The 13,059-nt window shown below is 61.4% G+C and carries 13 protein-coding genes and 1 riboswitch; of the genes, 10 read left to right on the plus strand and 3 right to left on the minus strand.

Translation table 11 applies throughout. The features are described from left to right. Positions 1-35: 35 nt before the first annotated feature. A complete protein-coding gene (locus tag FKM97_RS01560) occupies positions 36-299 on the minus strand; it encodes a hypothetical protein (protein ID WP_143957380.1) in 264 nt (87 codons plus the stop codon). Beyond that, positions 296-1,126 (minus strand): DUF899 domain-containing protein, encoded by an 831-nt coding sequence (locus tag FKM97_RS01565; protein ID WP_143957381.1) that lies wholly within the window; start codon positions 1,124-1,126, stop codon positions 296-298. The genes FKM97_RS01560 and FKM97_RS01565 overlap by 4 nt, the downstream gene beginning before the upstream one ends. Positions 1,127-1,266: 140 nt before the next feature. Between FKM97_RS01565 and FKM97_RS01570 the strand changes: the two genes are divergently transcribed. Further along, entirely contained in the window at positions 1,267-2,487 is a 1,221-nt protein-coding gene (locus tag FKM97_RS01570; RefSeq protein ID WP_143957382.1) for a helix-turn-helix domain-containing protein, read from the plus strand. A gap of 9 nt (positions 2,488-2,496) precedes the next feature. Further along, positions 2,497-3,159 carry a Vgb family protein gene (locus FKM97_RS01575; protein WP_143957383.1) on the plus strand — a complete coding sequence of 221 codons (663 nt, stop codon included), beginning with the start codon at positions 2,497-2,499 and terminating at the stop codon, positions 3,157-3,159. A 47-nt stretch (positions 3,160-3,206) separates the two neighbouring features. Here the strand turns inward: FKM97_RS01575 and FKM97_RS01580 are convergent, their stop codons facing one another. Beyond that, entirely contained in the window at positions 3,207-3,668 is a 462-nt protein-coding gene (locus tag FKM97_RS01580) for a nitroreductase family deazaflavin-dependent oxidoreductase (protein WP_205014647.1), read from the minus strand. 176 nt (positions 3,669-3,844) lie between these two features. After that, a riboswitch (TPP riboswitch) is annotated at positions 3,845-3,941 on the plus strand. Between the two features lie 133 nt (positions 3,942-4,074). Between FKM97_RS01580 and FKM97_RS01585 the strand changes: the two genes are divergently transcribed. From FKM97_RS01585 to cofE, 8 genes are all read left to right on the plus strand, one after another. After that, positions 4,075-4,800, plus strand: a complete 726-nt coding sequence (locus FKM97_RS01585) for an ABC transporter permease (RefSeq protein WP_143957848.1) — start codon at positions 4,075-4,077, stop codon at positions 4,798-4,800. 32 nt (positions 4,801-4,832) lie between these two features. Continuing rightward, entirely contained in the window at positions 4,833-5,777 is a 945-nt protein-coding gene (locus tag FKM97_RS01590; RefSeq protein ID WP_210244884.1) for an ABC transporter substrate-binding protein, read from the plus strand. Between the two features lie 111 nt (positions 5,778-5,888). Next, positions 5,889-7,910, plus strand: a complete 2,022-nt coding sequence (locus FKM97_RS01595) for a CocE/NonD family hydrolase (RefSeq protein WP_143957384.1) — start codon at positions 5,889-5,891, stop codon at positions 7,908-7,910. 2 nt (positions 7,911-7,912) lie between these two features. After that, complete coding sequence (locus FKM97_RS01600) at positions 7,913-8,860, plus strand: ABC transporter permease (RefSeq protein ID WP_143957385.1); 948 nt, start codon at positions 7,913-7,915, stop codon at positions 8,858-8,860. Continuing rightward, positions 8,847-9,779 carry an ABC transporter permease gene (locus tag FKM97_RS01605; protein ID WP_143957386.1) on the plus strand — a complete coding sequence of 311 codons (933 nt, stop codon included), beginning with the start codon at positions 8,847-8,849 and terminating at the stop codon, positions 9,777-9,779. The genes FKM97_RS01600 and FKM97_RS01605 overlap by 14 nt, the downstream gene beginning before the upstream one ends. After that, positions 9,776-10,756, plus strand: a complete 981-nt coding sequence (locus FKM97_RS01610; protein ID WP_143957387.1) for an ABC transporter ATP-binding protein — start codon at positions 9,776-9,778, stop codon at positions 10,754-10,756. Before FKM97_RS01605 ends, FKM97_RS01610 begins: the two co-directional genes overlap by 4 nt. Continuing rightward, on the plus strand, positions 10,743-11,768 hold the full coding sequence (locus FKM97_RS01615) for an oligopeptide/dipeptide ABC transporter ATP-binding protein (protein WP_143957388.1): 1,026 nt from the start codon (positions 10,743-10,745) through the stop codon (positions 11,766-11,768). The genes FKM97_RS01610 and FKM97_RS01615 overlap by 14 nt, the downstream gene beginning before the upstream one ends. Before the next feature lie 499 nt (positions 11,769-12,267). Beyond that, complete coding sequence (gene cofE / locus FKM97_RS01620; RefSeq protein WP_143957389.1) at positions 12,268-13,035, plus strand: coenzyme F420-0:L-glutamate ligase; 768 nt, start codon at positions 12,268-12,270, stop codon at positions 13,033-13,035. Positions 13,036-13,059: the final 24 nt, after the last annotated feature.

A 13,059-nucleotide genomic window follows, 5' to 3' on the forward strand; every position in this document is an offset into this window, starting at 1 on the left:
TGTGGTACGATCTGGATCGAGCAGTTTCTGGCAATCTAAGGCTTATGCTCGCTGATCGGACGTCTGGCGCCTTCCCCATGGATCATCGTCAACCACGGGGATGCGTGGAAGGCGGTCATCAGCAGATACATGATGACCATTCCATGTGCCATCGACGCCTCCTCGATGGAACAGATCACCTGGGAAGAGCCACTGGGCAGCATCGCCGTGAGCAGGGCCATGACGGCGAAGGTCGGCGAAGCGGCGAGACCCAAGGCCTTCGCGGCACTGAGACGATTGGCCTTCCACCGGCGGGTCATCCCTCCTCCGCGCTGCAGGACCCGCAGGAGTTAATGGTCGAAGGCTCACCTTTCTGAGCGCGGAATGCGGCCTCTCCAACGTCCGACACCTCCACCCATTTTTGGTCGGGCTCAGCATCTGGAACATAGCGATCGTGCCAGTTCCACCACTTGTAGGCCGGTGTCTGAGGATAGCCTGCGGGGGAATCCTCCCATGCCTCCTGCCGGCCCAATGGCGTGATGTCGAGGTAATTCCAGGTGCCACCCATCTGCTCATCCCCGCGATTGTTGATGAAATAGGTGCGGAAGACGCGTGCGCCCTCCCGGAAGAACACGTTCGTCCCATGCCATTCGCCGACCCCGAAATCAGCATCGAAGCTGTCCGTGATGGTGAACCACGGCATCTCCCAGCGCATGCGCGCTTTCAACAGGGTGATGTCGGCCTGTGGAGCACGCGAGACGAAAACCAGTGTCGTGTCGCGGGCGTTCAAATGAGCAAGATGTGCAACCTGGTCGGCCACCATGGAGCAGCCGCGGCAAGCATGATCGGGCCAGCCGAACACCCCGGGCTCGAAGAACGCGCGATAGACGATAAGCTGGCGTCGGCCGGCGAAGAGATCGAGCAAGCTGACCTTTCCCGTCGGCCCCTCGAACACATACTCCTTATCCACCGCCATCCAAGGCATCCGCCGACGCTCCGCGGCCAGTGCGTCTCGTGCCAGTGTGTGGGCCTTTTCCTTTGTCAGCAGCGCCCTCCAGGCCTCCTCCCAGGATTGCGCAGCGACGACCGGTGGTCTCCACGGAGCAAGACGTCCGTCATCTCGTTCGCTTTCGGCTGTTATGGTCATGACGCTCGAAACCTCCTAACCTGTGCTGATCCGCTTTCTCCGAACCGATCCACACCGGCGGTTCGGAGGTCATTTCGGTCACGAGGTCTTTCTGGCACCCAAACTCGACTGGTGAGAGTGACAAGTGTGACGGGATTCCCATGGACTCGATGATCACGGCTGCGGGACGCGCCCTGGCAGCCGGCGATCCCATTGGCGCTTTGAAGCGAGTTGCTTTGCGCGATGATCCCTTTGCCCTTGCGCTCCGTGGCATCGCCATGGCGCAACTCGGTGAACTCGCACGCGCCAAATCCCTCCTGCGGGAGGCGGCGCGCGATTTTGGTCCGGAACAAGCTGTGCCCCGTGCCCGCTGCATCATCGCCGAGGCAGAGATCGCCCTCGCCTCGCGAGACCTGAGCTGGCCGCCAAAGGCACTGCTAGCCGCACGGAGGACGCTTGAGGCACATGGCGATCACGTCAACGTCGCCCACGCCCGCACCCTCCACAGCAGGCGTCTGCTGCTGATCGGACGCCTGGACGAGGCCGAGCAGTCCCTCGCCGATTTCGATGCAACACCGCTTCCACCGGCCTTGCGGGCAGCTCATGAGCTGGTCGTCGCCGGCATAGCGATGCGGCGCCTCCGGACAAAGACGGCGCGTGGGGCTCTCGCACGAGCTGAAAAAGCTGCCCGGCAAGCTGACATCACTGCGCTGATGACAGCGGTTCAGAGGGCGGCGCGCACGCTGGACACTCCTGCGGCGCGAATGATTGCGGGGGGCAAGGACAGGCTCATTTCGCTCGCTGAGGTTGAAGCATTGCTGGCCTCGGAGATGCTTGTCATAGATGCCTGCCGGCACCTCGTGCGCCAGGCGGGAAGGCACATTTCGCTCGCGACGCGTCCGGTCTTGTTCGCGCTTGCCCGCGCTCTCGGTGAGGCTTGGCCAAACGATGTATCGAGAAGCAGGCTCTTGGCTCTCGCCTTCAAAGCAAAGCATACCGACGAGTCTCATCGGGCGCGCCTGCGGGTCGACATCGGGCGGTTGCGCACGGAACTTCAAGACATGGCAGATGTCCGAGCCACGACGAAAGGCTTTGCCCTGGTCCCGCACCAGCCCTGTGAGGTCGGCGTTTTGGCGCCACCCTTCGAGGAGGGGCACGGCTCTTTGCTCGCAATGCTGTCAGATGGCGAGGCGTGGTCCAGCTCGTCCCTCGCGATCGCGCTCGGCACAAGTCCTCGGACCGTTCAGCGGGCGCTCGGCGAGCTTGCCAGGACCGGCAGGGTCCAATCTTTCGGCCGCGGCCGCGCGCAACGGTGGCTCACTCCGGCTCCTCCGGGTTTCCCGACAATCTTGTTACTCCCGGGCCCGCTGCCGAGTGACTAGAAGAGGGTCATGAAACGATCTGCAGCTGAAATCCTTCGTGAATACGGGCCATTCCCAGGCGCCGATCATGTGCATGGTGTCACCTACGATGGTCAGCACGTTTGGTTTGCATCCGGCGACAAACTGAACGCCTTCGACCCTGACGACGGGACGCCGCGGGCATCAATCGGCGTCGAGGCTCATGCGGGAACGGCGTTCGATGGTCAGTACCTCTTCCAGATCGCTGAGGATCGGATCCAGAAGATCGATCCGAAGACGGGGCACGTGCTGAAGACGATCCCAGCGCCTGGCGGCGGCGGTGACTCAGGGCTCGCGTGGGCGGAGGGCACCCTCTGGGTCGGGCAGTATCGTGACCGAAAGATCCACCAAGTCGACCCTCAGACCGGCGAGATTCTTCGCACTATCGACTCCGACCGCTTCGTCACGGGGGTAACCTGGGTCGACGGTGAACTCTGGCATGCCACCTGGGAAGGTGATGAAAGCGATTTGAGACGAATAGATCCGAAGACGGGCGAAGTGCTGGAAAGTCTCGAAATGCCCGTCGGTGCAGGAATATCGGGACTTGAAGCTGATTCCGGCGATCGTTTTTTCTGCGGAGGCGGAAATACCGGCAAGGTCAGGACCGTCCGCCGACCCAAGCGTGGCGCCTCGGCCGTCGAAGGCTCAAAATAGGCGATCCAGATCGGACTGAGCCGGCGGCTGAGTCCGATCCCCCTGCCCTAATGGATAGGATCCAGGACCACCACAGGGATCTCGCGCTCTGTCTTCGACTGATAATCAGAGTAAGGCGGCCAGAATTCCAGCGCCTTCTTCCAAAGTCTCTCGCGCTCCTCGCCCGTCGCCGTCCTGGCGCGAGCCTTGATCTTCTGAGTCCCGACCTGGATCTCCACATCCGGATCGACGAGGATATTGCGGTACCATCCGGGGTGTTCAGGAGCACCACCTTTGGACGCCACGACGAAGTAGCTGCCGCCTTCAGAACCGTAATACAGGGGGAACAGGAACTTCTCTCCAGATTTGCGGCCAGTGGTGGTCAGCAGCAGTGAGGGGACGATGATCTCGCCGCGCTCCGGGAGCGTCGCCTTATGCATATGCCCTTCGGTTCCCCCGCTTGCGAGATACCGCTCGGCATGCTCGACCATCCAGTCCGGCAGGTTCTTTGGGAGTTTGGCTTCAGTCATTTGCGCCCTCCTTGAAAGCTGTATGGAATATAGCGCGGAGTGGCTGATCGGCAATGCCCTGGCCGATCCGTCTCAGAGGAGTGACGAGGCGTCTGTTTGCACAAAGACGCGGACAAGGTGCCGTCAGCAGCCGTATTTTTGCGATGACACGTCCCCTGCGCTCTGCGATAAAGTCCGATGAGAGACGGGGGCGCCCACCGCAAGGCGGGCTGAGAAGAACCCTTCGAACCTGAACCAGATCATGCTGGCGGAGGGAGTCGCTCGGGATCGTTCCGCTCACAGCGTTTCACCCGCGCCCGCCCCCGCCGACGAGGGGGCCGATGGCCAGTCGCACGACATCGATGGATAGAGGCGCAACCCGGATGTGTCGGCAACGGGATCGGCCGTGATCTCCCAGTTCCGCGACATGGCCAGGACGACAGCCGTGCTCCTGGTCATCTGGCAGGGGGCAATCTGGCTATTCGCACCGCCGCGTTACATTTTCCCGTCACCGCTGGACGTGCTCGCCGCCTTTCAGCGTCAGCCGGAATTCCTCCTGAGCAACAGCCTCGTGACCCTCACCGAGATCCTGCTGGGTTTCGTCCTCGGCGTCTCCTTCGGCGCTCTCTCCGCCTTGGCAATGGCGGCATTTCCCAAGTTAGGCCGGCTGGTCTGGCCGGCGCTGCTTGTTCTTCAAGCTTTTCCGGTCTTCGTCATCGCCCCGCTTCTTGTCGTCTGGTTCGGCTTCGGCATCGCCTCAAAGGTGATCATGGCGATGATCATCATTTTCTTCCCGGTCACCTCGGCATTCGCCGATGGATTGCGCCGTACCGACCCCTATTTGATCGACGCGGCCGCTCTCACGACCGCCACGCATTGGCAGACGCTCCTTTATGTCCGTATGCCCCTCGCAATGCCCGGGCTCCTGTCCGGCCTCCGTGTGGCTGCCCCTCTTGCTCCCCTTGGCGCTGTCATCGGGGAATGGGTGGGGGCCTCATCGGGACTGGGCTTCGTCATGGTGCAGGCCAATGCCCGCATGCAGACCGACACGGTCTTCGCAGCCATGGCCGTGCTTGCCATTCTCAGCCTCGCATTGCGCCATCTCGTCGACCAGTTGGCGCCACGCCTCATTCCATGGGCGAACGATCAATGATCCCTCCACTGCATCCATCGAGGAACTATCGAATGAACAAACGCGCGTTCCTAGTCGCCTGCCTCATGCTCCCGCTTTTCCTCAGCGCTCCGACACAGGCGGCTGAGAAGCTCACCGTCCTTCTCGAATGGTTCGTCAATCCCGATCACGCACCTTTGGTCGTGGCCGACAGGCTGGGGCTGTTCAAGGCAGCAGGACTTGAGGTCGAATTGATCGCGCCCTCTGATCCCTCAGCCGTTCCGCGCCTGGTGGCTGCGGGCCAGGCCGACATCGGCATTCATTATCAGCCCAATCTCTATCTCGATAACCAAGCCGGCGTAGACCTCGTCCGCTTCGGTACTCTCGTTGAAACGCCGCTCAACAGCATTACGGTACTGGCCGACGGGCCGATCCGCAGCCTCGCCGATCTCAAGGGAAAATCCATCGGCTACTCGGTCTCGGGATTCGAGCAGACCCTGCTGGAGCAGATGCTGGCAAGCGGCGGCTTAAGCTTGGACGACGTCCAGCTGGTCAATGTCAACTTTGCTCTTACAGCGTCCCTGATCGGAGGGAAGGTCGACGCCACCATCGGCGGCTTCCGCAACTTCGAACTGACCCAAATGAAGCTGGAAGGCCATCAAGGCAAATCCTTCTACCCGGAGGACCATGGTGTGCCGGCCTATGACGAGTTGATCCTGGTCACCCGACCCGAGCTTGTGGCGGATAATCGGCTGCCGCGCTTTCTCGAGGCCTTGGAGAAGGGAGCGCTTTATCTGACCAATCATCCGGATGAGGCCTGGAAGCTCTTCATCGCTGCCTATCCTGCTCTCGACGATGCACTCAACAAGCAGGCTTGGGCCGATACGCTTCCACGCTTCGCCAAACGGCCGGCGGCGCTCGATCACAGTCGCTATAGGCGCTTCGCTGATTTTCTGGTCAAACGTGGGTTGCTGAAAAAGGCGCCGGAGCTGTCGGAGATTGCGGTGGAGTTACCCTAACACCAGCGGATGGTCTTGTGCCGGTGACCCCTGACGAAGGTCGCCACAATATTTATTGAACACTCGTACAGTTATCCTTATCCTCCTTTCGTTAGACCGGAGGAGGTTCGGATGGCGTCGTCAAATGAACCCAGTCAAGCGATTGAAACGAGGGACACGGTCTTCGTTCCCCTGAGCGATGGCACACGGATCGCGGCGACGATCTGGCTGCCGCAAACGGCCGAGATGGATCCCGTGCCGGCCGTGATCGAGATGATCCCCTACCGGCGCCGAAACGGAACGATCTTCCGCGACGCCAACATGCATCCTTATGTGGCAGCCCATGGCTTCGCCTGTATCCGCATCGATCTTCGGGGATCCGGCGAGTCCGATGGCCTGCTCCGCGACGAATATCTGCCGCAAGAACAGAACGACGCCTTGGAAATCATTGATTGGATCGCCTCCCAACCCTGGTGCTCCGGCCACGTCGGGATGACCGGAATTTCTTGGGGTGGCTTCAATTCACTGCAGGTCGCAGCCCATCGTCCAAAGCCTTTGAAGGCCATTCTCGCTCTGTGCTGCGCCGATGACCGCTATGCCGATGACGTTCACTACATGGGCGGCTGTCTTCTGACGGAGAACCCGCTCTGGTCTGCGGTCATGTACAGCTACAACGCACTGCCGCCCGATCCTCAGATCGTCGGCGAACGATGGCGCGAGATGTGGCGTGATCGGCTCGATGCCAATCGCCCCTGGCTGGAAACCTGGCTCAGCCACCAGCGTCGCGACGAGTATTGGAAGCAGGGATCGGTCTGCGAGGACTATAGTCGCATCCAATGCGCGGTCTATGCGATTGCCGGCTGGGACGACAGCTACTCGAACGCCGTCCCTCGCCTCTTGGCCAACCTGACCGGTCCGAAGAAGGGCCTCGTGGGACCCTGGTCACATGATTACCCCTATCAGGGTTCACCCGAGCCGGTGATCGATTATCTTGGCGAGGCCGTTCGCTGGTGGCGCCACTGGTTGTACGAAGAAGAGACCGGGATCATGGATGAGCCGACCTACCGGGTCTGGCTGATGGAGCCTCACGATCCGAAGCCGTATTACCTGGAGCATCCTGGCCGGTGGGTGGCCGAGCCGACTTGGCCATCACCGCGAACCATCCTCCGGAATTTCGCCCTGACCGATCATGACCGGCTGGCGGAGCACGGCATCGGAACGGGCAGCCGTCTCGTTTCGACTCCCCAGACGGCGGGGATAGAATCGGGGCGCTGGGGAGGGTATGGCGGTACATCGCCGGACATGGCCATCGATCAGCGCGCCGAAGACGGCATAGCCGCGTCCTTCACGTCTCCACCCCTGGACGATGATTTGGAGATCCTTGGTGCGGCCACTCTCGACATCGCCTTTACCAGCGAAACTCCCTGCGCGCAGCTCGCCGTGAGGCTGTGCAATGTCGCCCCCGACGGGACCTCCGCTCTGATAACCTATGGCGTTCTCAACCTCGCCCACGCCGATAACCACCAAACAATACGCGCTCTGGAGCCGGGGCACCGCTACACGGCACAGGTGAAGCTCAACGACATCGCCTATCGCATACCCGCTGGGCACCGGATCCGCGTCGCGGTGTCGACCACCTATTGGCCCGTCCTCTTTCCCCAGCCCTTTGCCGCGGCTGTTGACCTGCAACTCGACGGCTGCAAGCTCACCCTACCGCAGCGACCGTCTCGGCCGGAGGACCTGGAGCTCCGGGACCTGGGCACCTCGCGCCACGCGGCTCATGCCGTGACGACGGTCCTTCGCCCCGCCTATACTCGCCGCACGATTACCGAAGATGCGGGATCCGGCACGGTGACAATAGTCGTCGACAGCGATCACGGCGCGACGCGTCTCGACGACTATGCCATCACTCAGGAGTCCCGGCTCGTCGAGAGCTTCACAATCTGCCGCGACGATCCTCTTTCCGCAGAAGTCGTAGGTGATTACGCCATCGCCTATCGCAGCGGAGATGCCAATATCGAGATCCGCACGCGGACCCGGCTCACCGCTTCGGCTGAAGTTTTCCATATCGATTGCCGGCTGACGGCCTATGATGACGGCAGCCTCGTGCTGGATCGGACCGACCGCCGCTCGATCCCTCGAGACGGGATGTAGCGATGATCCGCTATGCGGCCAAACGCGTGCTCCTCGGGATCGTGATCCTCTTGTTCACGATGCTGGTCATGTATTCGGCCGTTTACGTCATCCCGGGGGATCCTGCCACCGTCGCTCTCGGCCCGCGGGCAACCCCGGCCATGCGCGCCGCCTTATGGGAGCGGATGGGGTTGGACCAACCACTCTACATCCAGATCGGCAGTTTTTTCGCGAGGGTTCTTCAAGGTGACCTCGGCCTGGATGTCGTCGGACGACGGGAAGTCTCCACCATCATCGCCGAGACGCTTCCCAACACCCTGATCTTGGCCATCGCTTCCCTTGGCTGGGCATTGATCCTCGGAATTCCCCTCGGCTGCCTGGCGGTTGTTTATCGCGGCAGTTTCATAGACCGGCTGACGGGGATCTTGTCCGTAAGCGTCATCGCCCTGCCCTCCTTCGTGGTGGCGCTCTGCTCCCTGCTGATCTTTGCCGTTCAGCTGCGGTGGTTACCCGCCATGGGCGCCGGCCGGGCTGGCGACATCGGAAGTCAGCTCCGCGCCCTGATCTTGCCAGCCTTTGCTGTCGGCCTCGGCTGGGTCGGCTATCTCGCACGCCTGGTGCGCGCGTCCATGCTCGAGGTCATGAGCGAGACTCATATCAGGACCGCGCGCGCATTCGGACTGAGCGAGAGCCGCATTATATTCAGTTACGCCCTGCCCATCGCCATTGTTCCCACGATCGCCCTCGTTGCAGTGGGGCTTGGAGGCATCTTGTCGAGCTCGGTCTTTGCCGAGATCGTCTTTTCCCGCCCGGGCATCGGCAGTCTGACATATAGCGCTGTTCTCACCCGGAATTACCCGGTCGTCATGGGCGCCGTCCTGGTCATGACCGCCATCTACGTTGCCATAACGATCGCTGCCGATCTGCTGATTGCCGGAATTGATCCAAGGGTCCGTGATGCCCTCAGATAACCTTGCGGAAAATCTTACGGTGCCTCCCGAACGCTTGGCCGTGGCCTCTGTTTCTCCAGCCCGGCCCCGGCCTCGTCAAGCACAACTCCTGCATCGTCTCATCAGGGACCCTGTCGGCGCTTTTGCCCTCGGCATTGTCGCAACGATCCTCCTGATTGCCATTTTCGCGCCGCTCATCGCGCCCCATGACCCGCTGAAGATCAATGTCCTCCACAAACTCGCCAGCCCCAGCTGGTCGCACTGGCTGGGAACGGACAGCCTGGGTCGCGATACTCTCTCTCGCGTGATCTATGGCACCCGCGTGGCGGTATCCGTAGCCATGATTTCCATGGTGATCGCGGCCTCGATTGGCTTGGTACTCGGTATGCTGGCGGGCTATGGACCAAGGTGGCTCGACGCTATTTTCGTCCTCGTCTTCGATTCCGTAAGCTCCTTGCCGATGATCATGCTGGCCTTGGCGATGATCACCGTGCTCGGCCCCAGCACATTTACTCTTGTCCTGGTCATCGTGACCGTTTCCATCCCCGCTTATGCGAGGCTCATCCGCGCTCAGACCTTGAGCATGAAGCGTGCCGAGCACATTCTGGCGGAACGTTCCCTGGGAGCCGGCACGCCGCGGATCATCTTCGTGCATGTCCTCCCCAACGTCGTCGGGCCGCTGCTGATCCTTGTGAGCATGGACATTCCGGTAGTCATCATGCTGGAGGCGGGGCTGAGCTTCCTCGGGATCGGCATTCGGCCGCCTCAGGCCAGCTGGGGAACGATCCTCAATGAGGGTTACAGCAACATTCGCGACACCCCCATGCTGATCATCGCGGGTGGCGTGCCCCTGGTTCTGGCGACCCTGGGCTTCACTTTTCTCGGTGAGACCCTGCGTGATGCGCTGGATCCGCGATTGAAGCGGAGCGACGGTCTATGACGCCGCCGCTCCTCGACATTCGCAGCCTCTCCGTGACCTATGCCTCGGGTGCCGGTGACATCCACGCGCTGCGTGACGTCTCTTTCACCCTCAACGCCGGTCAAGTTCTCGGCATCGTGGGAGAAAGCGGCTGTGGCAAGTCCACTCTGGCCGCCGCAATTACGGGGCTGCTCCCCGACACGGCCCAGCTTTCTGGAGAAATCTTCCTGAACGGTCTAAATCTGTGGGGGATGACGCCGCGCCAGATGCGTCAGATCCGCGGGAGTTCCATCGCGACGGTGTTCCAGGACCCCATGACCACCTTCAACCCGATCAAGCGGATAGGTGATCAGATTGCCGACTACATGCACCACCGGACCGACCTCAATCCCGCTGCCCGCCGCCGCGAGATCATCGCCAAGTTTGAGCGCGTCGGCATCGCCGATGCGGCGCACCGGCTCAACGGTTTTCCTCATGAATTTTCTGGCGGCATGAGGCAAAGAATGTCGATTGCGGCGGCCCTTCTGACCAATCCGAGCCTGCTTGTCGCCGATGAGCCGACAACGGCCCTGGACGTCACCATGGAAGCGCAGATCATTCACCTGCTGCGAGAGCTTCGGAAGGATTTCCATGGTTCGATCGTCATCATCTCGCACCAGCTCGGCGTCATCGCTGAGCTTTGCGACCGCGTCGCCGTGATGTATGCCGCTGAAATCGTGGAACAGGGGACGGTCCACCAGATCTTCCATCGGCCGAGCCATCCCTACACAAAGGCTCTGCTCCGCTGCGATCCCGCGACGATCTCTGATCGACTCGACACCCTTCCGACGATCGAAGGCGAGGTCCCGGACCTGGCCTCTCTGACAGTGGGATGCGCCTTCGCTCCACGCTGTCCGGACGTTCTCCCGGTCTGCGCGGTCTCCCGTCCGCCGGACATTGATCTTGGGGAAACTCACGTCGCACGGTGCCATCGGATGACCTGTCATGACCTTGCTTGAGGTTCAGGAGCTATCCGTCAGCTTCCCCGTCTCCGGCGGACTCTCACTGCGCGCCAACCGGACCCTTGATATCGTCGCCGATATCTCCTTTTCCCTTCGCGCGGGAGAAACCTTGGGCGTCGTAGGGGAGTCGGGTTCGGGCAAGACCACGGTAATCCGAGCCGTCAACGGCCTGGTGGACCATGATCGCGGACGGGTGCTCCTCCAGGGCCAGGAGCTCGGCACGACCGACCGCTCCTACCGCCAAGCGCGCCGTGAAATGGCGATGCTGTTTCAGGATCCCATTGCCTCGCTCAGTCCACGTCTTAGGGTGGGCTCGCTCCTGCTCGAGCCCTTCCGAATTCAGGGCGTACCCGTCGCCGACAAACGCGCCAAAATCGCCGAATTGTTGCATACGGTCGGACTCGGGGCGCAGATCGAAGACCGCTATCCGCATGAACTTTCCGGAGGCCAGGCGCGCCGCGTCGGCATCGCCCGCGCGCTGGCGCTGGTCCCGAAACTAATCCTCGCCGACGAGCCTACGGCAGGGCTGGACGTTTCGATCCAGGGACAGATCTTAAACCTGCTTGTGCGGCTGCAGCGTGAGCGCGGCCTGGGTTATGTCATCGTGACCCACAATCTCGCAGTCGTCCGCCACCTCGCCCATAATCTGATCATCATGTATCTCGGCCGCATCGTCGAAAGCGGCCCCACAGCCGACATCTTCCGAGGTCCCCGCCACCCATACACGAAGATCCTGCTGGACGCCGAACCCAAGCCCGATCCTGACCGGCGCCGCACCGACATCGAGATAAAGGGTGAGATTCCCAGCATATTGCACCGGCCGCCCGGTTGCGCCTTTTCCTCCCGCTGCCCCCGCGTTCGCGATCTCTGTCATCGGCAGGAACCCCCACTGACCACAACAAGCTCGGGAAACCGAACCTTTCGCTGTCACTTTCCCCTTGAAGAGCCCATGGACACTCTCGTGAGCGCGGACATCATACCTCGACCCGTCGCCGTCGGCCGGCGGTAGGAACGATCTCCGGGAGGGAGCTCCCAAGCTGAGCTCCTGTTCGACTGGCTTCTCGAAAGAATCTCACCCTTGCGACGCTGGGGATAACCCTGCGAGCGCTGAAGGTCGATGTCATCATGGGACGGCTTTCCATTTCGCAGCGCAACTAAACTCTCCTCGCTTGTGGCTACTTGTGTTGCATTGCACTATGATAGAGCACAGGTGAGGATATGGAAATGTTGGTCTTAGCGTTCGCAGTCTGCGTTCTTTTCCTCGCGGCCCTCATCGGCAGATGGGCACTCGAGCGGCGGCGGAAGAGGCGTTCGAGGCTTCTTCGATCTCATCACAGGGCTCACGCACCCATTCTGAAACCTGAGGAAAAGAAGCAACCGGACTAATGATCCCACCAGCCTTCGCCCTCCTTGAGCAATGGCTGTGGACTGCGCCGCAGTTTGTCAGGAGCACAGTCGGTGGTAGACAAGCGCTCGAACGCTGTCCTGCCTGATCGAACGAGCGATTGATGCCGACCCTCATTGCGTATGCCCTGGCCGATTTTCCGATGGTCCGCCAAGGCGATGACGTGGCTCAGATGATCATTGATGCCGCCAATGCCATGGACCGGCCCCTGCTCGAAGGCGACAAGATCATTGTCGCCCAGAAGATCATTTCCAAGTCGGAAGGTCGGCTCGTAGATCTGAAGACAGTGCGCCCCTCCAACCGCGCCAAGGAGATCGCGGCTGCGAGCGGCAAGGACCCCAGGTTCGTCGAGGTGATCCTTCAAGAATCAGTCGAGATCCTCCGGGTGGCGCCAGGCATCGTCATTGCCGCCCACCATTGTGGAGCGATCATGGCCAATGCCGGTATCGACCGTTCCAACATCGATGGTGGCGGGACAGATGATTTCATCCTGCTTCTCCCTCAAGATCCCGATGAAAGCTGTCGCAAGTTGCGAGAGGCGATCTTCTTGCGCCTGGGACTGAACGTCGGGCTGATCATTGGCGACAGCTTGGGTCGGCCCTGGCGGATGGGAACCACCGGCACCGCCATCGGATCGAGCGGTCTCCCCGCGCTGCTTGATTTGCGGGGTCGGCCCGATCTCTATGGGCGGACGCTGATGGTCAGCGAGGAGGCCATTGGCGACGAGCTGGCAGCGACCGCATCGCTGCTCCAGGGTCAGGGAAACGAAGGACTACCTGTGGTAATCATCCGCACCGATTTCGATTGGGACGGGCCGGAGCGGCCAGCCGCTGCGCTGGCTCGCCCCAAGAACATGGATCTTTTCCGTTAACGGAGCTTTCGAGTTGGAGATTGC

Origin of the sequence: Rhodoligotrophos appendicifer (genome assembly GCF_007474605.1) — a bacterium.
In the GTDB taxonomy this organism is placed as follows: domain Bacteria; phylum Pseudomonadota; class Alphaproteobacteria; order Rhizobiales; family Im1; genus Rhodoligotrophos; species Rhodoligotrophos appendicifer.

Coding starts and splice junctions, on each gene's coding strand:
- cofE (WP_143957389.1), top strand. CDS start 12,268: ATGCCGACCCTCATTGCGTATGCCCTGGCCGATTTTCCGATGGTCCGC.
- FKM97_RS01590 (WP_210244884.1), top strand. CDS start 4,833: ATGAACAAACGCGCGTTCCTAGTCGCCTGCCTCATGCTCCCGCTTTTC.
- FKM97_RS01605 (WP_143957386.1), top strand. CDS start 8,847: ATGCCCTCAGATAACCTTGCGGAAAATCTTACGGTGCCTCCCGAACGC.
- FKM97_RS01580 (WP_205014647.1), bottom strand. CDS start 3,668: ATGACTGAAGCCAAACTCCCAAAGAACCTGCCGGACTGGATGGTCGAG.
- FKM97_RS01585 (WP_143957848.1), top strand. CDS start 4,075: ATGGCCAGGACGACAGCCGTGCTCCTGGTCATCTGGCAGGGGGCAATC.
- FKM97_RS01595 (WP_143957384.1), top strand. CDS start 5,889: ATGGCGTCGTCAAATGAACCCAGTCAAGCGATTGAAACGAGGGACACG.
- FKM97_RS01570 (WP_143957382.1), top strand. CDS start 1,267: ATGGACTCGATGATCACGGCTGCGGGACGCGCCCTGGCAGCCGGCGAT.
- FKM97_RS01565 (WP_143957381.1), bottom strand. CDS start 1,126: ATGACCATAACAGCCGAAAGCGAACGAGATGACGGACGTCTTGCTCCG.
- FKM97_RS01610 (WP_143957387.1), top strand. CDS start 9,776: ATGACGCCGCCGCTCCTCGACATTCGCAGCCTCTCCGTGACCTATGCC.
- FKM97_RS01575 (WP_143957383.1), top strand. CDS start 2,497: ATGAAACGATCTGCAGCTGAAATCCTTCGTGAATACGGGCCATTCCCA.
- FKM97_RS01560 (WP_143957380.1), bottom strand. CDS start 299: ATGACCCGCCGGTGGAAGGCCAATCGTCTCAGTGCCGCGAAGGCCTTG.
- FKM97_RS01615 (WP_143957388.1), top strand. CDS start 10,743: ATGACCTTGCTTGAGGTTCAGGAGCTATCCGTCAGCTTCCCCGTCTCC.
- FKM97_RS01600 (WP_143957385.1), top strand. CDS start 7,913: ATGATCCGCTATGCGGCCAAACGCGTGCTCCTCGGGATCGTGATCCTC.